This window comes from Pseudomonas sp. (assembly GCF_049300855.1).
Taxonomy (GTDB): Bacteria; Pseudomonadota; Gammaproteobacteria; order Pseudomonadales; family Pseudomonadaceae; genus Aquipseudomonas.
In genome coordinates, this window is record NZ_JBAQKH010000030.1 from 51,403 (window position 1) to 76,652 (window position 25,250).

The 25,250-nt window shown below is 61.3% G+C and carries 18 protein-coding genes; 13 read left to right on the forward strand and 5 right to left on the reverse strand.

Annotated features, from left to right (window positions below; genetic code table 11):
* Window positions 1–91: 91 nt before the first annotated feature.
* The 3 genes from WA225_RS17890 to WA225_RS17900 all read right to left on the reverse strand — a co-directional run bounded on the left by WA225_RS17890 (window position 92) and on the right by WA225_RS17900 (window position 2,917).
* Entirely contained in the window at window positions 92–1,174 is a 1,083-nt protein-coding gene (locus tag WA225_RS17890) for a 5-(carboxyamino)imidazole ribonucleotide synthase (protein WP_047297318.1), read from the reverse strand.
* Window positions 1,175–1,184: 10 nt separating this feature from the next.
* Entirely contained in the window at window positions 1,185–1,676 is a 492-nt protein-coding gene (gene purE, locus WA225_RS17895) for a 5-(carboxyamino)imidazole ribonucleotide mutase (RefSeq protein WP_007954291.1), read from the reverse strand.
* Between the two features lie 332 nt (window positions 1,677–2,008).
* On the reverse strand, window positions 2,009–2,917 hold the full coding sequence (locus tag WA225_RS17900) for a LysR substrate-binding domain-containing protein (RefSeq protein ID WP_064116481.1): 909 nt from the start codon (window positions 2,915–2,917) through the stop codon (window positions 2,009–2,011).
* Between the two features lie 180 nt (window positions 2,918–3,097).
* On the opposite strand from WA225_RS17900, the gene WA225_RS17905 reads away from it, so the two are divergent.
* The 7 genes from WA225_RS17905 (at window position 3,098) to WA225_RS17935 (ending at window position 15,881) form a co-directional block, all read left to right on the forward strand.
* Complete coding sequence (locus WA225_RS17905; RefSeq protein ID WP_016985755.1) at window positions 3,098–4,522, forward strand: aspartate ammonia-lyase; 1,425 nt, start codon at window positions 3,098–3,100, stop codon at window positions 4,520–4,522.
* A 450-nt stretch (window positions 4,523–4,972) separates the two neighbouring features.
* Window positions 4,973–6,421, forward strand: coding sequence for an alanine/glycine:cation symporter family protein (locus WA225_RS17910; protein ID WP_422608962.1), 1,449 nt, complete (start codon window positions 4,973–4,975; stop codon window positions 6,419–6,421).
* A 171-nt stretch (window positions 6,422–6,592) separates the two neighbouring features.
* Entirely contained in the window at window positions 6,593–7,597 is a 1,005-nt protein-coding gene (locus WA225_RS17915) for an asparaginase (protein ID WP_422608963.1), read from the forward strand.
* 248 nt (window positions 7,598–7,845) lie between these two features.
* The gene (locus WA225_RS17920; RefSeq protein WP_422608964.1) at window positions 7,846–8,841 is read left to right on the forward strand and encodes an AraC family transcriptional regulator; all 996 of its coding nucleotides are present in this window, start codon (window positions 7,846–7,848) and stop codon (window positions 8,839–8,841) included.
* A gap of 168 nt (window positions 8,842–9,009) precedes the next feature.
* Window positions 9,010–10,035, forward strand: coding sequence for a histone deacetylase family protein (locus tag WA225_RS17925; RefSeq protein ID WP_422608965.1), 1,026 nt, complete (start codon window positions 9,010–9,012; stop codon window positions 10,033–10,035).
* Complete coding sequence (locus WA225_RS17930; protein ID WP_422608966.1) at window positions 10,032–11,132, forward strand: polyamine ABC transporter substrate-binding protein; 1,101 nt, start codon at window positions 10,032–10,034, stop codon at window positions 11,130–11,132. The genes WA225_RS17925 and WA225_RS17930 overlap by 4 nt, the downstream gene beginning before the upstream one ends.
* 144 nt (window positions 11,133–11,276) lie before the next feature.
* Complete coding sequence (locus WA225_RS17935) at window positions 11,277–15,881, forward strand: dermonecrotic toxin domain-containing protein (protein WP_422608967.1); 4,605 nt, start codon at window positions 11,277–11,279, stop codon at window positions 15,879–15,881.
* Here the strand turns inward: WA225_RS17935 and WA225_RS17940 are convergent.
* Entirely contained in the window at window positions 15,838–17,391 is a 1,554-nt protein-coding gene (locus tag WA225_RS17940) for a PLP-dependent aminotransferase family protein (protein ID WP_422608968.1), read from the reverse strand. The genes WA225_RS17935 and WA225_RS17940 overlap by 44 nt on opposite strands.
* A gap of 92 nt (window positions 17,392–17,483) precedes the next feature.
* Here WA225_RS17940 and WA225_RS17945 point away from each other — a divergent pair, with 92 nt between their 5' ends.
* From WA225_RS17945 to WA225_RS17955, 3 genes are read left to right on the forward strand one after another with little or no spacing between them, the layout of a single operon-like run.
* Window positions 17,484–18,107 (forward strand): FMN-binding negative transcriptional regulator, encoded by a 624-nt coding sequence (locus WA225_RS17945; RefSeq protein WP_422608969.1) that lies wholly within the window; start codon window positions 17,484–17,486, stop codon window positions 18,105–18,107.
* 10 nt (window positions 18,108–18,117) lie between these two features.
* Window positions 18,118–18,564 carry a GNAT family N-acetyltransferase gene (locus WA225_RS17950; RefSeq protein WP_422608970.1) on the forward strand — a complete coding sequence of 149 codons (447 nt, stop codon included), beginning with the start codon at window positions 18,118–18,120 and terminating at the stop codon, window positions 18,562–18,564.
* 12 nt (window positions 18,565–18,576) lie between these two features.
* A complete protein-coding gene (locus WA225_RS17955) occupies window positions 18,577–19,248 on the forward strand; it encodes a GNAT family N-acetyltransferase (RefSeq protein WP_422608971.1) in 672 nt (223 codons plus the stop codon).
* A 94-nt stretch (window positions 19,249–19,342) separates the two neighbouring features.
* On the opposite strand, the gene WA225_RS17960 is transcribed toward WA225_RS17955, so the two are convergent.
* On the reverse strand, window positions 19,343–20,242 hold the full coding sequence (locus WA225_RS17960; RefSeq protein WP_422608972.1) for a homocysteine S-methyltransferase family protein: 900 nt from the start codon (window positions 20,240–20,242) through the stop codon (window positions 19,343–19,345).
* A 113-nt stretch (window positions 20,243–20,355) separates the two neighbouring features.
* On the opposite strand from WA225_RS17960, the gene WA225_RS17965 reads away from it, so the two are divergent.
* The 3 genes from WA225_RS17965 (at window position 20,356) to WA225_RS17975 (ending at window position 25,052) form a co-directional block, all read left to right on the forward strand.
* A complete protein-coding gene (locus WA225_RS17965) occupies window positions 20,356–21,177 on the forward strand; it encodes an ABC transporter substrate-binding protein (protein WP_422608973.1) in 822 nt (273 codons plus the stop codon).
* On the forward strand, window positions 21,174–22,013 hold the full coding sequence (locus WA225_RS17970) for an amino acid ABC transporter permease (protein ID WP_422608974.1): 840 nt from the start codon (window positions 21,174–21,176) through the stop codon (window positions 22,011–22,013). The genes WA225_RS17965 and WA225_RS17970 overlap by 4 nt, the downstream gene beginning before the upstream one ends.
* Window positions 22,014–22,094: 81 nt before the next feature.
* Entirely contained in the window at window positions 22,095–25,052 is a 2,958-nt protein-coding gene (locus WA225_RS17975) for an autotransporter outer membrane beta-barrel domain-containing protein (RefSeq protein WP_422608975.1), read from the forward strand.
* Window positions 25,053–25,250 lie beyond the last annotated feature (198 nt).

A 25,250-nucleotide genomic window follows, 5' to 3' on the forward strand; every position in this document is an offset into this window, starting at 1 on the left:
TAGATATGCGAAGCCTAGTCAGACTTTGGCATCCTGCCATGAGAGAACGGCGGCCCCTGAATGGTTCCGCCGCTGCCACATGAAACTGTCGTTACTCGGCGATCAGCGCTTCGACCTTGACGATCTGCGCCTGCAGCGTGGCCATGTCAGCGCAACGCAGATTGGCGTGACCGACCTTGCGCCCGGCCTTGAAGGCCTTGCCGTAGTGATGCAGATGGCAATCTTCGATGGCGATGACTTTTTCAACCGGCGGAACCACACCGATAAAGTTGAGCATCGCGCTCTCGCCGACTTTGGCGGTCGAACCCAGCGGCAGGCCGGCAACGGCGCGCAGGTGGTTTTCGAACTGGCTGCACTCGGCGCCTTCGGTGGTCCAGTGCCCGGAGTTGTGCACGCGCGGGGCGATTTCGTTGGCCTTCAGGCCACCGTCGACTTCAAAGAACTCGAACGCCATCACGCCCACATAGTCGAGTTGCTTGAGCACACGGCTCGAGTAGTCTTCGGCCAACGCCTGCAACGGGTGATCGGTACTGGCCACCGACAGCTTGAGGATGCCGCTGTCGTGAGTGTTGTGCACCAGCGGATAGAACCTGGTTTCGCCATCGCGAGCACGCACGGCGATCAGCGAGACTTCGCCAGTGAACGGCACGAAGCCTTCCAGCAGGCAGGCAACGCTACCCAGCTCAGCGAAAGTGCCGACCACGTCTTCTGGCTTGCGCAGGACTTTCTGGCCCTTGCCGTCATAACCCAGGGTGCGGGTTTTCAGTACGGCCGGCAGACCGATCGAAGCCACGGCGGCATCCAGATCGGCTTGCGACTGAATGTCGGCGAAGGCCGGAGTCGGGATACCCAGATCCTTGAACATGCTCTTTTCGAACCAGCGGTCGCGAGCGATGCGCAGGGCTTCGGCACTCGGGTAGACCGGGACGAATTGCGACAGGAATGCCACGGTTTCGGCCGGGACGCTTTCGAACTCGAAGGTCACCAGATCGACTTCATCAGCCAATTGGCGCAGATGATCCTGATCGCCGTAATCGGCCCGCAGGTGTTCGCCCAGCGCGGCGGCGCAAGCGTCCGGCGCAGGGTCGAGGAAAGCGAAGTTCATGCCCAGCGGAGTGCCCGCCAGGGCCAACATGCGACCCAACTGGCCGCCACCGATTACACCGATCTTCATCTCAACAACCTCAGGCAATACGTGGGTCTGGATTGTCCAGGACGCTGTCTGTCTGCTCGGCACGGAAGGTTTTCAGTACCGCGTGGAACTGTGGATGCTTGGCGCCGAGGATGCTCGCCGAGAGCAGGGCGGCGTTGATCGCGCCGGCTTTACCGATAGCGAGGGTGGCAACCGGAATGCCCGCTGGCATCTGCACGATCGACAGCAGCGAATCGACGCCCGAGAGCATGGCCGACTGCACCGGCACGCCCAGCACCGGCAGGTGGGTCTTGGCCGCACACATGCCTGGCAAGTGGGCTGCGCCACCGGCACCGGCGATAATCACCTCGATGCCACGGCCTTCAGCCTCTTCGGCGTACTGGAACAGCAGATCCGGGGTGCGGTGGGCAGAGACCACTTTGACCTCGTACGGGATGCCGAGCTTTTCCAGCATATCGGCGGTGTGGCTAAGGGTGGACCAATCGGACTTGGAGCCCATGATCACGCCAACCAGTGCACTCATCGTCGCGCCTCTTCTCTCTGGAGCGCCCGCAGGCGCGTCATAAAACAACAAGCCACGCAGGTTGCGTGGCTTGATTGTACGAAAAATGGCCGGACGTGCCGGCCGAAGGCCGCGCAGTATACCGCAAAGAAAGCAATAAACAGCCCCCTGCGCGACCATCTGTCATCTGCCGCAAATGCCCGGTTTTATTGACTTGAAGGTCAGCGCATAGACGTCACACGATCCCTGTGGGAGCTGGCTTGCCAGCGATGGCGTCGCATCAGCAAACAGAGTCGGTGTCTGACCCACCGCTATCGCTGGCAAGCCAGCTCCCACAGGGTTATAGGGCGTGCTCAGGAAGCTTGTGCGGCGCCACCTTCGAGCTTGCGCCACAACAGCCGCACGTTGGCTTTACGCACCAGTGCGCAGCGATACAGACGGATCTCCAGCGGCACATGCCATTGCGGGCCGCCGCAGACCACCAGCTCGCCACGTGCCAGCTCAGCACGCACGCTCAGCTGCGGCACCCAGGCAATCCCGAGGCCTTCAAGCGCCATGCTCTTCAGGCTGTCTGCCATCGCGGTTTCGTAAATAGTGGTGAAGCGCAACTGACGCTGACGCAACAAGCCATTCACCGAACGCCCGAGAAACGCCCCGGCGCTATACGCCAGCAACGGCACACTCGCCTCCCCTTCGAGATCGAACAACGGCTTGCCCTCGGCATCCGCCGCGCACACCGGCAGCATCTCGGTCTGGCCCAAATGCAGCGACGGGAAAATCTCCGGATCCATCTGCATTGCCGCATCCGGGTCATAGAACGCCAGCATCAGATCGCAGCCACCTTCACGCAACGCATGCACTGCATCGCCGACGTTGGTCGCGACCAAGCGGGTAGCGATGTTCAGTCCTTCATTGCGCAACTGCGCGATCCAGCGCGGGAAGAAACCCAAGGCCAGCGAGTGAGCGGCAGCGACTTGCATCACTTCACCCTGCCCGCCTTCCAGATGATGCAGGTGGCGCAGCACTTCACCGAGCTGTTCGACCACCGTGCGCGCGGTCACCAGAAACAGTTGCCCCGCCGCCGTCAATTCGATCGGCGTGCGCGAGCGATTGACCAGAGTCAGCCCCAGCGCCGCCTCCAGACTGCGGATCCGCCGACTGAATGCCGGCTGAGTCACGAAGCGCCGTTCAGCGGCCTGCGAGAAACTGCGGGTGGCGGCCAGGGCACTGAAGTCCTCGAGCCATTTGCTTTCCAGATTCATCACGTCCTCCCGGACACGCACCAAAACAGGTCACACGTCTGCCGCGCACGCGGCGTCACACGGGCATTATGCCGAATGTGCATAGGGCAGTGCTGAACAGCATTGGCCCAAAAATTCGCACAAGCCTAGCATTCGCAGCGTTCCGGCACAGACCGGGTCCATATCGAGATGATTTCTATCATGTCCTCCGCTGCATCTTTCCGCACAGAAAACGACCTGCTTGGCGCCCTCGAAGTACCGGCTCAAGCGTATTACGGCATCCAGACCCTGCGAGCGGTGAACAACTTCCGTCTCTCCGGCGTTCCGATTTCGCATTACCCGAAACTGGTTGTCGGTCTGGCAATGGTCAAACAGGCCGCTGCTGACGCCAACCGCGAGTTGGGTCACCTGAGCGAAGCCAAGCACGCTGCCATCAGCGAAGCCTGTGCCCGATTGATCCGCGGTGATTACCACGAAGAGTTCGTGGTCGACATGATTCAAGGTGGCGCCGGTACGTCCACCAACATGAACGCCAATGAAGTGATCGCCAACATTGCGCTCGAAGCAATGGGTCACGAGAAAGGCGAATACCAGTACCTGCACCCGAACGACGACGTCAACATGGCGCAGTCGACCAACGACGCCTACCCGACGGCGATCCGCCTGGGTCTGCTGCTCGGCCACGACACCCTGCTGGCCAGCCTCGACAGCCTGATTCAGGCGTTCGCGGCCAAGGGCAAAGAATTCGATCACGTCCTGAAAATGGGCCGTACCCAGCTGCAAGACGCCGTGCCGATGACCCTCGGCCAGGAATTCCGTGCCTTCGCCACCACCATGGGCGAAGACCTGGCCCGTCTGAAGACGCTGGCCCCGGAACTGCTGACTGAAGTGAACCTGGGCGGCACCGCGATCGGCACTGGCATCAACGCCGACCCGCGCTATCAAGCACTGGCCGTTCAGCGTCTGGCCCTGATCAGCGGTCAACCGCTGGTACCGGCGGCCGACCTGATCGAAGCGACTTCCGACATGGGCGCCTTCGTGCTGTTCTCCGGCATGCTCAAGCGCACTGCGGTCAAGCTGTCGAAGATCTGCAACGACCTGCGCCTGCTGTCCAGCGGCCCGCGCACCGGCATCAACGAAATCAACCTGCCGGCGCGTCAGCCAGGCAGCTCGATCATGCCTGGCAAGGTCAATCCGGTAATCCCGGAAGCCGTTAACCAGGTGGCCTTCCAGGTCATCGGTAACGACCTGGCGCTGACCATGGCAGCCGAAGGCGGCCAACTGCAGTTGAACGTGATGGAGCCGCTGATCGCCTTCAAGATCTTCGACTCGATCCGCCTGCTGCAACGCGCCATGGACATGCTGCGCGAGCACTGCATCGTCGGCATCACCGCCAACGAAGCGCGCTGCCGTGAACTGGTCGAACACTCGATCGGTCTGGTCACCGCACTGAACCCGTACATCGGCTACAAAAACGCCACCCGTATCGCCGGCCTCGCCCTTGAAAGCGGCCGCGGCGTGCTGGAACTGGTGCGCGAAGAAGGTCTGCTCGACGAAGCCATGCTCGCCGACATCCTGCGCCCGGAAAACATGATTGCTCCGCGTCTGGTTCCGCTGAAAGCCTGAACCGACACGTAACTTGTGGCACCGCTCACCAGGTCGAGGGACTAGACACCTCTCACCTTTTGAGGGCTTGGGGATGATTCTCCAGGCCCTTTTTTTTAACTTTCTGCCCCTGAGACCCGTATGTCTGGGGACTGCTCGCTCTTACAGAAGAGCAGTCCCTGCACAAGCCCGGCGCCGGTAACGCCGGGTGTTTCAAAGCCTCGTTTCGTCGCTTGCACCACGACTGTGCAGACGGGCGCGTCACTGATCGGTATAGTGCCGCCCCTCTTCGCATGAGCGGTCGTCGGTAACGAGGCCATAACCCATGTGAAACCCGAACTAATAACAAACCCGCGATATGGAAACGGGACGAAACCTTCGCCTCACCTGTCGTGCCGCGCGCACACCGGTGTAACACGATGTTTCTTCCATCCAGCATTTGCTCACACAAAAAACAGCGAGGAAAAATCCATGCTCGAAGTCATTAACGACTTCCTCTCAGGGAAAGTACTGATCGTGCTCATTGTCGGGCTCGGTAGCTACTTCACGATTCGCTCGCGTTTCGTTCAACTGCGCCACTTCTTCCACATGTTCGCGGTGTTCCGCGACAGCCTCAAAGGCAGCGCCGGGCAACTCAGCTCGTTCCAGGCCTTGATGCTCAGCCTTGCCGGCCGTGTCGGCGCAGGCAACATCGCCGGTGTCGGCATCGCCGTAACCCTCGGTGGTCCGGGTGCGGTGTTCTGGATGTGGGTGACCGCACTGGTCGGCATGTCCAGCAGCTTCTTCGAATGCACCCTGGCCCAGGTCTACAAACGCGCCGAAGGCGACGGCCTGTACCGTGGTGGCCCGGCCTACTACATCCAGCACGGCCTGAAGCTCAAAGGCATGGCGGTGGTGTTTTCCGTTCTGCTACTGGTCACCTACGGCTTCGCCTTCATTGGCCTGCAGTCCTACACCGTGACCCACTCGCTGCAGAACGCCTTTGAATTCAACCCACAACACACCGGTATCGTCTTGGCAGTGCTGCTGGCCATCACCTTCATCGGCGGCATCAAGCGCATCGCCTCGGTGTCCGACTTGCTCGTACCGATCAAGACCCTCGCCTATATCGGCGTGACCCTGTACGTGATCGGTACTCAGATCGAACACGTGCCAGCCATGCTGGAAACTATCTTCAAGAGCGCCTTCGGCCTCGATCCGGCCTTTGGCGGCCTGCTCGGCAGCGCCATCGTCATGGGCGTGAAGCGTGGCGTGTTCGCCAACGAAGCGGGTCTGGGCAGTGCGCCGAACGTCGCCGCCGTGGCTGCCGTGAAACACCCGGGCGCTCAGGGCGTGGTTCAGGCTTTCAGCGTGTTCCTCGACACCTTCGTGATCTGCACCTGCACCGCGCTGCTGATCCTGCTGTCGGGCTTCTACACCCCGGGCTTCGAAGGTGACGGCATCGTCCTGACCCAGAACTCGCTGGCCGCCGTGGTCGGTGACTGGGGTCGCATGTTCGTCAGCGTCGCGCTGTCGCTGTTCGTCTTCACCTGCATTCTCTACAACTACTACCTGGGCGAAAACAGCCTGCAGTTCCTCACCCGCAACCGCGCCGCGCTGATGATTTTCCGTGGTCTGGTGCTGGCGCTGGTGGTATGGGGTTCGATGCAGGATCTGTCGACCGTGTTCGCCTTCGCCGACATCACCATGACCTGCCTGGCGTTCGTCAACCTGGTGGCTTTGGCCATGTTGTTCAAGGTCGGCATGCGCGTGATGCGCGACTACGACGGGCAGCGCCGCGCCGGCGTCAAACAACCGGTGTTCGATTCCAGCAAATTTGCTGATCTGGACCTCGACCTGAAAGCCTGGCCAGCCAACCCGCCAGCAGCAGCGGGCAAGACCGAAGCCGAGCCGCAAGGCGTGCCTGCAGCGCAACGCTGACAGGTGAATGACGGGCGCATCCCCTGCGCCCGTCAGTTAAAGTGCAACGCATGACCTGTGGGAGCGAGCTTGCTCGCGAAGGCGGTGTGTCAATTGAGTAGATGTCGACTGACACGACGCCTTCGCGAGCAAGCTCGCTCCCACAAGGTATTCATCGTTTCGGAGAATCCTATGAACCCTTCGACTTATCCCGCCGCCCAACACGTCATGGTGCTCTACACCGGTGGCACCATCGGCATGCAGGCCAGCGCCAACGGTCTGGCCCCGGCATCCGGTTTCGAAGCGCGGATGCGCGACTACCTGCACAGCCAGCCAGAACTCGTTGTACCGCAGTGGCGCTTTAGCGAGATGGCGCCGCTGATCGACAGCGCCAACATGACCCCGGCCTATTGGCAGCAACTGCGTGAAGCCGTAGTCGATGCCGTCGACGTGCAAGGTTGCGACAGCGTGCTGATCCTGCACGGCACCGACACGCTGGCCTACAGCGCCGCAGCGATGTGCTTCCAGTTGCTCGGCCTGCACGCACGAGTGTGCTTCACCGGCTCGATGTTGCCGGCGGGCGTCGCCGACAGCGATGCCTGGGAAAACCTCGGCGGCGCACTGGTCGCCCTCGGCCAGGGCCTGGCGCCGGGCGTGCACTTGTACTTCCACGGCGAACTGCTCGCGCCGACCCGTTGCGCAAAAGTGCGCAGCTTCGGCCGGCATCCGTTCAAGCGTCTGGAGCGCCAGGGCGGCGGCGTGAAAGCCTCTTCGATTCCAGCGTCGTTGAACTACAACCAGCCGAAACAACTGGCCAAGGTTGCCGTGTTGCCCCTGTTCCCCGGCATCAGCGCTGAAGTCCTCGATGGTCTGCTCGACAGCGGCATTCAGGGCCTGGTGCTGGAGTGCTACGGCAGCGGCACCGGGCCGAGCGATAACCCTGAGTTTCTCGCCAGCCTCGTCCGGGCGCGGGATAACGGCGTGGTGGTGGTTGCCGTGACGCAATGCCATGAGGGTGGCGTCGAGCTGGATGTTTACGAGGCAGGCAGTCGCTTACGCAGTGTCGGCGTATTGTCAGGTGGCGGCATGACCCGTGAAGCGGCGTTCGGCAAGTTGCACGGGTTGCTGGGTGCTGGCCTTGAAACTCAAGAAGTGCGCCGGCTGATCGAACTGGATTTGTGTGGTGAGTTGCTCTGAGCAAGGCTCTGGAATGGCCCTCACCCTGGCCCTCTCCCGGAGGGAGAGGGGACTGACCTGAGTGTCTCGCGCTATACGCCGACCTGAAAAAAACAGTCGATTATGGATTCGCCAGCGTTTTTTCAGGTCGGCGTATCTGGCCAACATCCCCCAATCGGCCCCCTCTCCCTTTGGGAGAGGGCTGAGGTGAGGGGCTGCTGCGGCATGCAACTTGCTGCGCTCCAGCCACCCTCAGGCTGGAAGATCTTATGCTCCACTCCCACCTCACCACCCTCAACGCCGTTTCGCTGGTGCTCAACACCTTCAAGGCCGAAGGCTTGTCGAGCGAGGCGCTGCTGACCGGCAGCGGCATCAGTGCGGCGGATCTCAGCCGGGCCGACACGCGCATCACCACCAATCAGGAGATGCAGGTCTGCGCCAACGCGGTAGCACTCAAGCATGATATTGGTCTGGAACTGGGCCGGCGCATGCACGTTTCCTGCTACGGCATCCTCGGTTACGCCTTGCTGACCTGTGCCACCTTCGGTGACGCTTTGCGCCTGGCGATCCGCTATCCGGCGCTGTTGGGAACACTTTTCGAACTGAGTCTGGAAGACGATGGCGAGCGCGTCTGGTTCGTTGCCGCCGATTATCGCGAGAGCCCGGCGATGGCGGTGTTCAATGCCGAGTTCTGTCTGGTGTCGCTGAAAGTCATTTGCGATGACTTGCTCGGGCATCCGCTGCCGTTGCTGGCGACGCGGTTCGAACACGCCGCGCCGGACTATCGCGACAGTTATGCCGAGCACTTCGACAGTGCGCTGCACTTCGGCGCCAGGGACAACGCCTTTGCCTTCGACCGGCGCTGGCTCGAGCAGCCGCTGCCGCTGGCGGATGCGATCACCCATCAGGCCATGGCCGAACGCTGCCGCAAGCAGAATCTGGAGTTCACTGGACGTCAGGCGTGGCTGGGGCGGATTCGTCAGTTGCTCAGCGCGCAGTTGAATGCTGCGCCGGGGCTGGAAGGTCTGGCGCTACAGATGAAGTGTTCGCCGCGCACCCTGCGCCGGCATCTCAAAGACATGGGCAGCAGCTATCAGGAACTGCTCGATGAACTGCGTTTCGAGCGCGCCAAGCAGATGTTGTGTGAGGATCAGTTGCCGATCTATCGCATTGCCGAGACGCTCGGCTTCAGCGAGACCGCGAGTTTCCGCCATGCCTTTGTGCGCTGGAGCGGCGTGGCCCCGAGCCAGTTCCGGCCACACTGAAGATCCCACTGGGTTGGTATTTCATGGCCAGATCCGAGTCATTGAGGGGCCAATTGCGGTCAGAGTTTTTGGCCATATCGATCCCCTTTTGGCCTTTCCTGCCGTTCTCCGATTGATGCCTTGCCGCAACACTGGACGCAACCGAATCAGCCCTGCGGAGAACAACAAATGCTGACGATCTACTCAGACGATCACCACCTGCACCATGGCCGCTGCGAACTCATCGATGGCCAGCTCAAGCCGTGCTTCGAGATGCCGTCGCGTGCCGACCACGTGCTGCAACGGGTACAGAATCAGAACCTCGGCCCGGTCGAGGCGCCGAAGGATTTCGGCCTGGAGCCGATCGCGCGCATCCACAGCCGCGAATACCTCGACTTCTTCAAAGGCGCGTGGGCACGCTGGACGCAATTCAACACCGACGGCGACTTGCTGCCCTACACCTGGCCCGCGCGCACGTTACGTGCAATCAAACCAACCAGCCTGCATGGCCAGCTCGGCTATTACAGCTTCGACGGCGGCGCACCGATCACCGCCGGCACCTGGCAAGCGGCGTACAGCGCAGCGCAAGTTGCCCTGACCGCACAAGCGCAAATCCAGCGCGGCGCACGCAGTGCCTTCGCCCTGTGCCGGCCACCGGGACACCACGCCGCCAGCGATTTGATGGGCGGTTATTGCTACCTCAACAACGCCGCCATCGCCGCGCAAGCGTTCCTCGACCAGGGCCACAAGAAAGTCGCGATCCTCGACGTCGACTATCACCACGGCAATGGCACGCAGTCGATTTTCTATGACCGCAGCGACGTGTTGTTCACCTCGATTCACGGCCATCCGGAAGCAGAGTTTCCGTTCTTCCTCGGCTATGAAGATGAGCGCGGCGAAGGCGCCGGTGAAGGCTTCAACTTCAATTATCCGCTGCCGGCCGGCTCCGGCTGGGACGTATGGAGTGCGGCACTGGATCAGGCCTGCAACGAGATCGACGCCTACGGCGCCGACATCATTGTCGTCTCGCTGGGCGTCGACACCTTCAAGGACGACCCGATCTCGCAGTTCAAGCTCGACAGCCCGGACTATCTGGCGATGGGCAAGCGTATTGCCGCCCTCGGCAAGCCGACGCTGTTCGTCATGGAAGGCGGCTACGCCGTCGAAGAAATCGGCATCAACGCGGTGAACGTGCTGGAAGGTTTCGAACAATGAAAACCCTCAAGCAGGTCATCGCGCCAGCCGTGTGCGTCGCGCTGCTGAGCGGTGCCGTACACGCTGAAGAACGCACGCTGCGCGTCTATAACTGGTTCGACTACATCACGCCCAAGGCGCTGGAAGACTTCAAAGCACAGAACACCCAGACCAAACTGGTCTACGACATCTTCGACACCAACGAAGCGCTGGAGGCCAAGTTGCTCACCGGTAATTCCGGTTACGACGTAGTGGTGCCGTCCAACGTGTTCCTCGCCAAGCAGATCGAAGCCGGGGTGTTCCAGCCGCTGGACCGCAGCAAGTTGCCGAACTGGAATCACCTCGATCCGAAACTGATGAAGCTGATCGAAGCCAATGATCCGGGGAATAAATTTGCCGTGCCGTACATGTACGGCACCATCCTCATCGGTTTCAACCCGGCCAAGGTCAAAGCCGCGCTGGGCGACAATGCGCCGGTGGACAGCTGGGACCTGATCTTCAAGGAAGAAAACATCAGCAAGCTCAAGCAGTGCGGCGTCGCCCTGCTCGACTCGCCGTCGGAGATTCTGCCGCTGGCCCTGCAACACCTGGGGCTGGATCCGAACAGCAAGAACCCGGCGGATTACGCCAAGGCTGAAGCGCTGTTGATGAAGATCCGCCCGTACGTGACCTACTTCCATTCGTCCAAGTACATGGCCGACATCGCCAACGGCGACATCTGCGTGGCGGTCGGCTATTCCGGCAGCTTCTCGCAAGCCGCCAATCGGGCGAAGGAGGCCAAAAACGGTGTGGTGGTCGATATGCGCTTGCCGAAGGAAGGTGCGCCGATCTGGTTCGACATGCTCGCGATTCCCAAGGGCGCGAAGAACACCGACGACGCCTACACCTTCATCAACTACCTGCTGCAACCGGCGGTGATTGCTCCGGTCAGCGACTTTGTCGGCTATCCGAACCCGAACAAGGACGCCACCGAATTGGTCGATCCGGCGATCCGCAACAATCCCAACCTGTACCCGACCGACGCGGCCATGAACACGCTGTACACCCTGCAACCGCTGCCGCGCGATGCCGAGCGCGCACGCACCCGGGCGTGGACCAAGATCAAGTCCGGCACCTGAAAACCCCGCCCCCCCGAAGACCCGCCCATGCGGGTCTTTTTTTGCCGGCAAGATTTATCTACCGCACGCCAGCCCGGTGCGCGCCCTACCTTGCTGCGATCCGCTGCCCTTGTGGCGCGCCCCGATCAGAGCAGGAACTTGCCCATGCCCGAAATCACCTCCACCAGCGCCGTCGATGTGGTGACGCAACTGGTCACCGGCCCATCGCTGCAGGAAGTCGCCACCCAGGCACTGCGCCCGGCCCTCAAGACGTTGTACCCGGATCTGGATATCGATCCGCAACGGGCCGTGGTCGTGACGCCGACCTGGCTGAACATCGACGATCAAGTCATCGCCGGCCCCAGTCACCTCGAGTCGCTGAGCGATGCCTTGGTCCGCCTGGGCCTGTCCGGTACGACAGTGACTTACCTGGACGGCGAACATTTTCTGACCTTGCAGCCTGACGTTGAAGCGACGCTCCATTTGCCCGTAAAGATTGACGCCGTCGGCGGTCTGCTCAACGACCTCGCGCCGCTGCTGTTCGTAGCCTACAAGGAACAACAGGTCAGTTACTGGGATGAATTCACCTACCCGGGCCAACCGCGCTGGCAGCAATTGTCGGCGGCCTTGCAGAACCTCTGGAACGTCGACACCAGCCTTGGCTGGGATGCTGACCAAGTGGCCATGGCCCACACTGTGTTCAAACAGCCGGACCAAAGCCTGCGACCGTCCGACGATAAATACCGGAGCCGTGCCTGCCTGATCGACATCGACCGCGATCAACCCGGCAACTCGCACTTGATCCTGCTCGACATCGCGGTGCTGATCGGCAGCGTCGACAGTCGCGAATTGATCCTGACGTTCTCGGTGGTCGAGGGCTTCCAGAGCTTCGATTCGCTGGATGCCCTTGGCGAGGCGTTGCCGCGCCGATTCTGGCGCGACACCCCGGGCAGCCCGATCAAATGGCGACTGGTCGAGCCGCAGGGCAACTTCTTCGATCATCAGGCCTGCACCTTGATCGCCCTGGAAGCAGAGGCCCTCGGGGAGATCAATTTCTTTTCCGGCTCGACCGCTGACCGGCTCTACCCGCATGTCGGCACGGCCGGCAATCCGCGGCAACCGACACCGCGTCTCGAACCGAATTTCGAGCGCTTGCGTCCGAAGCTGCCGCAGTGGCTGGACAACGCCGCGGCCGCCGATCAAAGCCGTTACAGCCGGCACCTGCTGAACCTGACCACGGTGCAGCATGCCAACAAGGGCAAGTCCTTTCAGAACGAAGTGGCCAGCCTGCATGATTTCACTCGTAACGCGCTGAGCCGGCAACTGCTCAAAGACCACCCGACGGCCAGCGACGTGAAGATCGATCAGCTCGAAATCAGCATCACCAGTCTGGTGGTCTGGGGCACGTTCATGTTGCCCGGCAATACCCAGACCCAGACCCTGTCGCTGATCGAACTGGCCCTGCAAAACCTGGCAGGACAGCCGCTGGGCAATAAGACCGTGCGCTACAAAGACGACAGCGCCGTGCCAGACTGGATGACCGTGCCTTACCTGGAAAAACTGGTGAGCGCCGTCGACATCGGCACGACGTACCCGGAGCACCTGAAAAAACGGCTGGTCGATGACGATGAACAGGCAACCGCGCTACAGGCGCTTTACACCAGCCAGTTGACCATCGAGCTGCCGCTGCTGGCGTTGCAACACAAAATTCAGGGCAAGGCCGGCATCAGCGAACTGGGTTACCGCTACATCTGTGCTGCATTGGCCAACACGGACGCGGAGCGCCACGTCGATCGCGAGGAAATCATCATCCGTCCGCTGGCGTTCGTTGCCCACCGCCGTGGTGCACAAGCCGATACCGTCACCAACATGTTCATCATCGGCCCGCGCCAGGCGGACAAGGGACCCTGCGTGCTCTATCGTCCGTTGTTCGAAATGGCGCTGATGGAATATCCCGCACACGCCAATTTGCTGTACGCCATCCAGCATTCGCGGCAACTGCGTGAGTCGGTATTGGCCTGGCTGCCGGATGACGTGCGCTTCAACTACAGCCAGTTCGTGTTTCCCGCCCGACTGCCATCGGTGTGGACGATCCCGCTGTTGCTGGTCAACCCGAGCACTGCCCTCGACATGTCCGGGCCTTTCACGCTGGGCAACGCAAGCATCACCAGCGATGTGCTGGCAACCTTGCATCACAGCAATGTCGAGGCCCTCATCGCGCAAGCCGATCGCAAATCGGTGTCCAACGCCGAAGCGCGCTGGGCGACGCTGAAACACGGCGGCTGGATGGCATTCAACGCAGCCTTGCCGTTTCTCGGCCGCAGTGTCGGTACGGCGGCGTGGATCTGGCAGATCATGGACGACCTGCAGGAAGTCAGCGATGTGGCCAATCAGCAAACCGGCCAGACCGCCTGGGCCGCCATCGCCGATATCTTCCTCGCGTTGGGCATGGTGCTCGCCCACCGTGCGGCGTTCGGCAACAAGCCGCCGCCTGAATCGGCCACTGCGAGCGAACACGCGCTGGTGGTCGACGGACCACAGCCCTCCAGCGCCAAGCCATTGCAACTGCCGGACGTCAGTGACACGCAACTGCCTGCCACGCATGCCACCGTACTCAACGCTGTCACCGCACTGCAGCGCTCTCCCGGGGCCCTGTCGACGCTGCTCGACACGTTCAAAATCGACAAACCCAAAGGGCTCGGCAGCGCCGCCACTGCCGGCACACATCAGTACCTCTACGCGCACGACAACCGCTGGTACGCCCCTGTCGGCGAGCGCTGGTTCGAAGTCCTGATCAATGAGCACGCGGCCGTGCAAATCACCGACTCACGCCCGCTGACGCCGCGCGCCGGACCACTGCTCAGGCACCTCGCAAGCGGACAATGGGTGATCGATCTGCGCCTGCGTTTGCGTGGCGGCGGACTCGAAGACCGTTTGCAGAAAGTCAAAGACAAGAAACCCGCACGGGTGAAAAAACTGACCGCAGAGATCAGCGCTTTCGACACGACCATGGACGCCAAACAGACCCGGCTCAATACGGACTGCAACGCCGTACTCAATGCCCGGCCGGAGGCGCGCAAGGCGGCGCACAAGACCTATATGGCCACCCTCGTTGCGCAGCACAAGGCATACGGCGATGTCGTCGAAAAGATCAAGGAACTGAACCTGCTGGAAACCATTCCCAACTACCGCACGACCATGATCCAACGGCTGGAACTGCAGCTGTTTCTGGGGCAGGAATGGCTGAACGGGCACATCCCTGAATACCGCAACAGCCTGCGCAAGATGACAGTGATGCTCGACAATGAAGCCACTGTCAAACCACAAGCGTTTGTTGTGGCCTTCGAAAACATGACCGATCTGGTCCAAGGCATCATCGACAAAATGGAGTCCGCCGAAAGCCGTTTCAAAGAACTGAAACTGCTCGGAAAAGAAGCCGTCGAAGCGCTTGCCACCTATGAGGAGGCACTGCCGAATTTCAATCTGGATGACCTCAAACTTCTGCAGATCTGCCTGGGCCAGGAACTCTGTACCAAGGCCGGCACCTCAGCGATTCATGGCGAGGCGTATCAGGCGGTGAAAGTGCTTCTGGAAGACGCGGCGCTGAACATCCAGAGTTCGCGAAACCTCACGGGCGATGAAGGTCTGGGCAACCTGCGTGAACGGCTCGACGCCTTGAACAAGGCTTCAGAGCAGTTCGCTGCCGTCGAACAACGCTTCGCCAACGTGCTCAGCGAATATTCCACGCAGCTCAACCGCGAACGGCTGGAGCATCTGCGCAATCGGGTCAGAGCGTTCAGCGCTGCGGTGGAAAAGCGCCTCGCCGACTTGCTGCGCAACCGCCATCTACTGGAACCACAGCCAGGCCCGTCGCGGCCGGCCACGGCCTCCACACATAAAATCATCAAGACCAAACACAAGGGCACGCTCGTCGGCGCGCGGAAAAAGACCAGCGATGGCCAGGACACCGACCAGGTTGAAGTACGCTCAGACCTGACCGGCGTCATTGCCACGTTCCAGGAAGAATCACCCGGTGTCTGGGTCGAGCAAGGCACAGCGAGCCCGCCCCGCCCGCCCGCCAAAGCCAGGCCGGGGCTGAAAAAAGCCACCCGTGACGGCCAAGCCTTGATCGACGGTGTCGCGGCCTTCCATCGGCTGATGGATGCGCGGATCAAACGCGGATCTCGGCTGCCTGTTGAAGCCGAAGAAGATTACTTCACGCATGCCGCCCTGTTGCGCGAAGCCAATGCCGCCATTGATGAGGCGTTGACTGGCAGCAACCTCACCGAAGACCTCAAGGCGCCGACAGTGGCGCTGGGGCACTCGCTCGACAGGATGGCGAAAACCCTCGAAGCAAAAGGTACCAGCACCCGGATCACCATGATCAAGCAACGCTCACCGACTGCGGCGGGCGTCGAGTGGCTGAAAAGCAAAGGCGAAGTGACGATTGCGCAAACCGTCACGCGCCAGCCGCTGCGTACCCACGCCAATGACTTTCTCGACGAATACGAGGTCCGCGACGCCCACACCAAACGGGTGTTGTGCTACGCGCATTTTCATTACGACAGCGCCACCGCGCCTGCCGTGCCCTTTCGCAAAGGGCATATGAAAACCGTCGCGCAACAACGCCTGGGCGGTGCTTACGAGCCAGTCAACCCGAATAATCAGGTGCTCATCGACATCCACCGCAGCGAAATCTCCAGGCAGTCGGCCGAGGCCTTGTTCTTTAACCTTGCCAAGCCTGCCGCAACCGGCTCAACGCCGCTTTGATCGCAGGCTCCGGTACGGCGGCGAAGCCCAGTACCAGACCGGCGCGCAGAGCCGCAGGCGTTGTCGAATCCGGCAGCCAGTAATTGCTCAAGCCGCCGATTTCCACGTCCACGCGAGCGGCTTGTTCAATCAGTTGCTGCTCGCGCTCGATGCTGCTGACGGCGACCGACAAATGCAGCCCGGCGGAGACCACCGGCAGATTGCCGACCCCGGCCAGGCCCAGCGGCCAGCCCTCGAGCAACGTATTGCGGCGGCTGAGCGCCGCCCGGCGCATACGCCGGATATGCCGCTGAAAATGTCCGGCGGCCATGAACTCGGCCATCACCGCTTGCGTACTCACCTCGGAATGCCGGACGTCCACCGCGCGGCGTCGCGAAAACGCTTCCACCAACGCCGCAGGCAACACCAGATAGCCGAGCCGCAACGCCGGGAAGGCGACTTTGCCGAACGTGCCGACGTACAGCACGCGTGCGTTCTGGTCGAGCGCCGCCAACGGTGCCAAGGGTGCGCCGGTGTAACGGTACTCGCCGTCGTAGTCGTCTTCGATGATCCAGCCGTTTGTGCGTTCGGCCCAGGCGAGCAATTCCAGACGCCGCGCCAGACTCATCACCACGCCAGTCGGATATTGATGAGACGGAGTCACGTAAGCCACCCGGCAATCGCTGAGCCCGGCCATGGCGGCGCAATCAATGCCCTCGCTGTCCACCGCCACCCCGTGCAATCGTGCCCCGGCCACGGCGAACGCGTGACCGGCGGCGCGATAGCCCGGATTCTCGATCGCGACAGCGTCGCCAGGCTCCACCAGCAGCTGTGCACAAAGGCTGATGCCTTGCTGCGCGCCGCTGGTGATCACAATTTGTTCAGCCGAGCACTGCATGCCACGCGAGCTGCGCAAATACGCCGCGATCATCCCGCGCAAGCGGGCATCACCCGCAGGATCGCCGTAACACAGTTGCTGCAAATCCGGTTTTCGCCAAAAAGCCGCGTTCAGCTTGGCCCAGACCTCGAAAGGGAACAGATCGAATGCCGGTACGCCCACCCGGAAAGCCCGCGGCGGACCGCTCGGTGGACGGGGTAAATGGTTGTTTTCCAGACGCGAAAAAGTCCCGCTGTGGATAACTTTACTGGATGAAATTACAGGCAAATCCAGCCAATCTGTGGATAAGGCTGTGGGTAAGCCTGTCGATAAGCCTGTGGATACTTTTGTGGATAGTTTTTTTGCCGGGGTCAGTGGCTGCGCCAATTGCGCGACATAAGTGCCGTCCCCGACCCGCCCCTCGATAAAACCTTCGGCATACAGTTGGTCGTAGGCCCGTACCACGCTGTTGCGAGAAATTTCCAGAGCCGCCGCAAGATCACGGCTGGCGGGCAAGCGCGTACCACTGGCCAAGCGGCCATCGAGCACGCGCAAGCGTAATGCCTGATAGAGCTGACGGCTCAAACCCTGACGGCGATCGAGCTCGATACCGGCCGGATTGAACGGCATGGACAACGTCGGCGAATCGGACATGGCAATGGACCTATGAAATTGGTCGGTAATGGCTCTTACAACAGACCAATAGCCTGCCTACGATGCAAGCATTCGCCAAGGAAAATTTCTCCATGTATACGCCGCGCGCTTTTGCCATCGACGAGTTGTCCCAACTGCACGAGCTGATCCTCAATACCCGCCTCGCCGTGCTGGTAACCCATGGCGAAAACGGCCTGCAGGCCAGCCATATACCGGTACTGCTGCATTGCGAGCAGGGTGAAAACGGCACGCTTTACGGGCACTTGGCCAAAGCCAATCCACAGTGGAAAGACCTGCGTGACGGCGCCGAGGCGCTGGTGATTTTTTCCGGCGCCGACGCCTACGTCAGCCCGGGTTTTTACCCGAGCAAGGCCGAGCACGGCAAAGTCGTACCGACCTGGAACTATGTCGCCGTCCACGCCTATGGGCATGCCGAAACCTTCAGCGATGGCGGACGCCTGCTCGACATCGTCAGCACCCTCACCGACCGTCACGAAGCCGGCCGCGCACAACCGTGGTCAGTTGCCGATGCGCCCGCCGATTACATCGACGGCATGCTCCGGGCGATTGTCGGTTTCGCCATTCCCATCGAGCGCCTCGAAGGCAAACGCAAACTCAGCCAGAACCGCAGCGCCGAAGACATCGCCGGCGTACGCGACGGTTTGGCCGCCAGCCCGGAAATCAATGATCAAACCCTCGCCCAATTGATGCGCTAAGGAAATCAGCATGAGTCAGATCGACATTCGCCAGGTCAGCGCCGCCGACCACGCCGCGTGGCTGCCGCTGTGGCAGGCCTACCTGCGGTTCTACAACACCGAACTACCCGACGCGGTCACCGGCAGCACCTGGCAACGCTTTCTCGACCCCAACGAACCGACCCACGCGGCATTGGCCTGGACCGATGGCAAAGCCGTGGGCATGGTGCATTACATCTACCATCGCTCGAACTGGAGCATCGAAAACTCGTGCTACCTGCAGGATTTGCTGGTGGTACCGGAAACCCGCGGCAGCGGTGTCGGCCGCCTGTTGATCGAACATGTTTACGCCACCGCCAAGGCTGACGGCTGCGGCAAAGTGCACTGGCTGACCCACGAAACCAACGCCACCGCGATCCAGCTCTACGAGCGCATCGCCGAACGCCCGGGCTTCATCCAGTTTCGCAAAGCCATTTAAGGAGACGCACGCATGACCGCTTCACTCACTGACTGGAAAGGCGTCCCCGCCCCCACCGCCACACTGCTCGAAGGGCGCTTTATCCGCTTGGAAAGGCTTGACCCGGCGCGCCATGGCGAGCAACTGTTCGCCGCACTGGAAGGCCCTGGCGCGGACCCGAAACTCTGGGATTATTTGCCCTACGGTCCGTTTCCGGAACGCACCGTTTTTGACGCCTGGCTGAAGAACCATGCCGCCAGCAGCGAGCCGTATTTTTTCGCTGTCATCGACCGCGCGAACAACCAGGTGCAAGGCATCCTCAGCCTGATGTCGATCGTCCCGGCCCAAGGCCGCATCGAGATCGGCCACGTCACCTTCGGCGCACCGATGCAGCGCTCGCCGAAAAGCACCGAGGCGGTGTATCTCCTGGCCAAGCACGCCTTCGACCTCGGTTACCGTCGCCTCGAATGGAAGTGCAACAACGGCAACGCCCGCTCCAAATACGCCGCCGAACGACTGGGCTTCAGCTTCGAGGGCGTGTTCCGCCAGCACATGGTGGTCAAGGGCCAGAACCGCGACACCGCGTGGTACTCGATTCTGGATGGCGAGTGGCCGGCGATTGCGGCAGGTTTCGAGCAGTGGCTGTCGGATGATAATCAGACGCCCGACGGGCAGGTGAAAGGCTTGGTTGAATGTCGTTCCTGATTGCTTGAAAGCAGATCGCCGCCTGCGGCAGCGCCTAAAGGGTGAATTAATCCCATGCAGGAGCTGCCACAGGCGGCGATCTTTTGCTCTGCTGTCAGCCGAGCTTTTGCGCAAGCACCGCAATGTGTTCCGGCCCGATCCCGCAGCAACCCCCCAAATGGCTGGCGCCGCGCTGCTGCCAGTCAATCGCCCAGTGCAAGTAACCCGGCGGATCGAGGTCATCGCGCAACGGATCGAGTCCATCATTGGCCGTGGCTTCTTTTGGCTGCGGTGGAAACGCATTGGCGTAAGCACCAATGTTTATCTTCACCCCCAGACGCTCGAAGGTTTCACGCGCGGCATCAATCGCGCCACCGATCACTTCCGGCTGACTGCAGTTGAACAGCAACGTCTCGACGCCCAACTCAGCCGCCACCGCCGCCGCTTCGGCGACCGGCTCGCCAGAGCGCAGGCGCGGCACTTCATCAGTGTCTTCGTCCTTCAAGGTGAACGACAGCCAGAACGGTTTGCCATCCTTCGGCAACCCGGCGTGAATAGCTCGCGCCTCGATGATCGAACTCTGGGTTTCCGCCAACCACAGATCAACATGCGGAGCCAGGCCATTGACCAAGGGCGTCAGCAACTCAGTCACTCGGTCGGCGTTGAACAGATCCGGACGATAGGAGCCGAACAGCGGCGGCAATGAGCCGGCCACACGCACGGATTTCCCCGACGCTTGCACCGCACGCCGCGCCAGTTCGCCGGCCAACGCCGCCAGCGCCTGCCCTTCAGCGGCGAAACGCTCTTCGCCAATATGGAACGGCACCACGGCATAACTGTTGGTGGTAATCACATTGGCGCCACTGGCGATATAAGCCGCGTGTACCGCCTCGACCGCTTGCGGCGCTTCGCTCAACGCCAGCGCCGACCACTCCGGCTGACGAAACGGCGCACCGGCGCGCTGCAGTTCACGGCCCATGCCGCCGTCGAGAATAATCGTGCTTGCTGCGCCCATATGCTTTTCACTCATATGCTTATGAAAATAACTCACTATCAGAGTCGTTCTTATAACTATTTAATACGCACCATTCGGTTAATAACAACCTCTTTTTCGCTCAGGGATCGACTGTGAAATTTCAACCGCTACTGGCCCTGGGCCTGACGATTCTGGCCGCCTCCACGCAAGCCTTCGGTGGCACAACGCTGGACCGTATCGAGCAAAAAAAAGAACTGGTCGGCGTGCTGATGGAAAGCTATCCACCGTTCTCGTTTCTCAATGACCAGAACCAACTCGACGGCTTCGACGTGGATGTCGCCAAAGCCGTAGCCGATAAATTGGGCGTCACGTTGCGCCTCGAAACGCCATCGTGGGACGTCATTGCCGCCGGACGCTGGAGCGGGCGCTACGACATCTGCATCTGCTCGATGACGCCGAGCAAGGCCCGCGCCGAAGTGTTCGATTTCCCGGTCGAGTACTACGCTTCGCCAGCGGTGATCGTGGTCAACGCCAAGGATGAGCGGATCCACGCTGCCAAGGATCTGAGTGGCAAAAAAGTCGGCCTCACCAGCGCATCCAGTTACGAAAGCTATCTGAACAAGAACCTGGTCATCGAAGGCGCCGAAGACACGCAGTTGCAGTACCCATTCGAAGACGTGCAGATCGCCCCGTACGACACCGACAACGTCGCCTTCCAGGATTTGGGCCTGGGCGCCGGCGTGCGCCTGGATGCCATCCTCACTAACCTCGTCACCGCGCAGCCACGCCTGAACCAAGACAAACGCTTCAAACTGGCGGGTCCGGCGCTGTACTCGGAGCCGAACTCGGTGGCCATCGAAAAGGGTGACGCGCAATGGGACGCCAAGGTGCGTGAAGTCTTCGCGCAACTGAAGCAGGACGGCACCCTGAGCAAGCTGTCGCAAAAATGGATCGGCGCTGATATCAGCCAATGACTTCTTTCCCGACACCGCCACAGCCGCCGCAACCGGTGGCTGAAACTCGCCTGCAACGGATGTTCGGTTTTCGTACGCGGCTGTACCTGACCTGGGCAACGCTGTTCTGCCTGTTCGCCGGGTTCTTCCTGAGCTTCGACCTGAAGTTCTCGATCATCCTCGACAAACTGCCCAATCTGGTCGGCCTGCACCTGGCACCCAACGGCTTTTTGCAAGGCGCAGCGCTGACGCTTTTCCTCTGTGCCTGCTCGATTGTCGCCTCGTCCCTGCTGGGCTTCATCACGGCATTGGCACGCCTGTCGACAAGCGCCGTGGCGTTCGGCATCGCCAGTTTTTACACCTCGTTCTTTCGCGGCACGCCACTGCTCATCCAGATTTTGCTGATCTACCTGGGCTTGCCGCAATTGGGCATCGTGCCTGGCGCCATCGTCGCCGGAATCATTGCCCTGTCGCTGAACTACGGCGCCTATCTCAGCGAGATCTTCCGCGCTGGCATCCTCGGAGTCGACCACGGCCAGCGCGAAGCTTCGCTGGCATTGGGAATGCGCGAGACAGTGATTTTCTGGCGCATCACCCTGCCGCAAGCCATGCGCACGATCATCCCGCCCACCACCAACCAGTTCATCTCAATGCTTAAGGACTCGTCACTGATTTCGGTGATGGGCGTCTGGGAAGTGATGTTTCTCGCACAGTCATACGGGCGCTCAAGCTACCGCTACATCGAAATGCTGACGACGGCGGCGATCATCTACTGGCTGATGTCGATTGGTCTGGAGTTGATTCAGGCACGGATGGAGCGGCATTACGGCAAGGCTTACGTGCGTCGCGATCAGTGACTCATCACCTCAAAGACATCATTCTGTAAAAACCCTTCGCTATACAGGACGGCCCGCTTATAACAAGAAGGCCGTCCACTCATGCCGTTCCCGCCCCAGCGTCTGTCCCTCGCCATTGCCCTGTTGATCACCGCCACGACAGCCCACGGCAAAACCGTGCAGATCGACACCGCCACCACCGCAGCGCAAACGCTGGGTGGCAGCGACACGCTGACGATTTCGGCGCCGGGCAGTATCACCAACAGCGGCAAGGCCGTGAGCCTGAAAGACAAGACCAGCGGTGCCGGTGTGGTGATCGATAACGCTGGCAAAATCGTTTCCAGCGGTGGCCGCGCGATCGACAGCAGTGGCGACCTGAGCCAGGCGCGCAACTACACGATCTACAACCGCAGCGGCGGGCAGATTCTCGGCGCCAACGACGCATTACGCATCGACAGCAACTTTGTCAACGGCAGCCTGTTGATCGACAACAGCGGCGTGATTCGCTCCACCACCGGCCAGGGTCTGGATCTGGATGCGCTGCGCACTGACGGCGTGAAGACCACCATTATCAACCGCGCCGGCGGGCTGATTCGCGGCGACGCCAGCGACGGCATGAAGACCGGCGCCAACGCGACGATCACTAACTACGGTGAGATCTCCACCGGCGATTCGCACAATGCCGACGAGAAGTTCGACGGCATCGATATCGATTCCGCGAGCGGTGTCAGCGTGACTAACTATGAAGTGATTTCCGGCGGCCGGCACGGCATCACTACCGACCTTGGTGCGACGCTGATCAACTACGGGCAGATCACCGGGCGCAACGGTTCGGGTTTCGGCTCCGATGGCTACGGTACGGTGATCAACCACGGCACCATTACCGGCGCCTATTCGGGCCTGCAAGCCAACGGTGATGGTGACGGCGTGGACATCGACAAGATCGCCCACATCGAAAACTACGGGACCATTCAGGGCGTCGGTGCCGGCGGCGTAGACAAGGGCGGGTTCGCCAATGGCAGCGAAGGCATTGCCTTGGGTGGCGGCTACATTCTCAACGCCAACAGCGCTTTGATCAGCGGCGCCGACAGCGCCATTCTGGTCGACGATGGCAGTGGCGGCTCGGGACTGGCGGCGACCACTCTGGAGAACTTCGGCACCATTCAAGGCTTAAACGGCTTCGGTGTGAAATTCGTCGGCGAGTTTGCCGACAACGTCATCAACGGCGGCACGATCAGCGGCAGCAATGGCCTGGCGCTGGATCTGGGCGCTGGCAACGACAACCTGACGCTGCGCAACGGCAGCCGTTTTGTCGGCGTGGTCGACGGCGGCAGCGGTTACGACCGCGTGGTGATGGACGACGCGGCCGGCGGCAGCTTCGGCAGCAGTCGCAACTTCGAATGGCTGGAGGTCAAGCAAGGTACCTGGACGCTGTCCGGCAGCGGCGATTTCAGTGACGGCGGCGCAGTGCGCAACGGTGCAACGCTGATCAACCAGGGTGGCATCGCCGGCAGCCTGACCGTGGACACGGGCGGTGTGTATGCCGGCGGCGGTTCCGTCGGCACGCTCAACGTCAACGGCTCATTGCGCACCGACACCAGCATCGGTCGCGCAACCATCGTTCGCGATTTGAACATGGGCAGCGCTGCCACCCTCGCCTACGGCGTTAATGCCGATGGCAGCAGCGCACCCGTGCAGGTCGGCGGCATCGCCAATCTGAATGGCGCGACCCTCGCCGTGAATCCCGGCAGCGGCACGTACCCGTGGCAGAGCCATTACACGGTGCTGCAGGCGGCGCAGGTCAACGGTACGTTCGGCACAGTCACCAGTGACTACGCGTTTCTTACGCCGACCCTTGCCTACACGCCGACTCAGGTCGACCTGACCTACACCCGTAACGACGTGGCCTTCAGCCAGTTCGCCGCGACCGGCAACGGCAGCAACGCCGCCAACAGCCTGGCCTCGATCGGTAAAAACAACACGCTCTACAACGCCCTGCTCAACACCACACAAAGCAGCGCCGGTGCGGCGATCGAACAACTGGCCGGCGCCAGCAACGCCAATCTGACCAGCGCGACCTTGGGCGCCAGCAGTCAGGTCGGCAGCAGCATGCTCTCGGCGATGCAGCAAATGGGCGGCAGCCCGGGCCTGATGGTCGGTCTCGATCAGCGCGACACCCCCGTGCTGGCGGCCAACGGCGTGCCGTCCGAAGCACGCAATCTGAATGACCCGAACGCTCGCGGCCGTCTCTGGCTGCAAGGCATTGGCGGCTACGGCAAGCTCGACGGCGAACACGGCAGCAGTGGTCTGGAACAACGCACCAAGGGCAGCGTGCTCGGCGCCGACTGGTCGCTGAGTCCGGCCTGGCGTGTGGGCGTGCTGGGCGGTTATTCGAAAACCGATCTGGACGCCAGCGGCGTCGACGGCAATGTCGAAAGCTGGCACGCCGGCGTTTACGCGCTGCATCAGAACGGCCCGATTTCGCTACGTTTGGGCGCGGCGTACAGCGGCCATCAGGGCGACAGCAAACGCACCATTGCCTTCAATGGTTTCAGCGATCGCCCGAAAGGCGACTACGACGCCGACAGTCAGCAAGCCTTCGTCGAACTCGGCTACGCCATGGGCAGCGGCCGTCTCAGCGCCGAGCCATTCGCCAGCCTCGGCTATCAGCGCTACCACCGCGACCGTTACCAGGAAAAAGGTGGCGCCGCCGCGCTGCAAGTCGACAGCCAGACCCAGGACAACTTCAGCAGCACCTTCGGCCTGCGCCTGGCGCACCTGAGCAGTCTGGACAACGGCATGAGCCTGACCCCACGCATGGCGGCCGGCTGGAAACACACTTACGGCGATGTCAGCAGTTCGACGCGGCAGGCGTTCGTCACCGGCGGCACGGCGTTCAATGTCGATGGCAGCTCGCTGGATCGTGACAGTCTGGTGCTTGAGGCCGGGCTGGATGTGGGGATCTCGGCGCGGCATACATTGGGTCTGGGTTACAGCGGCGAGATCGGCAGCAACAGTCGCAACCACGGGCTGATCGGGCAGTGGCAGATGAGTTTTTGAGGGTTGAACAGCCGGCGGGGTCTTGATTGAGTGTAGGAAAAGGCGCCGCTGGTGCCAAGTAAAAATACTGGTTCCGGATCTCACGGTAATTTTCTACAAAATGATCCGATGTCGCCTGCAACACTGCGGGAAGCAGCCGACATCGGATTTTTCAGTGCATCAATAAAGTTAGGTCTCCTGTCAAAAGAGGCCGTACTC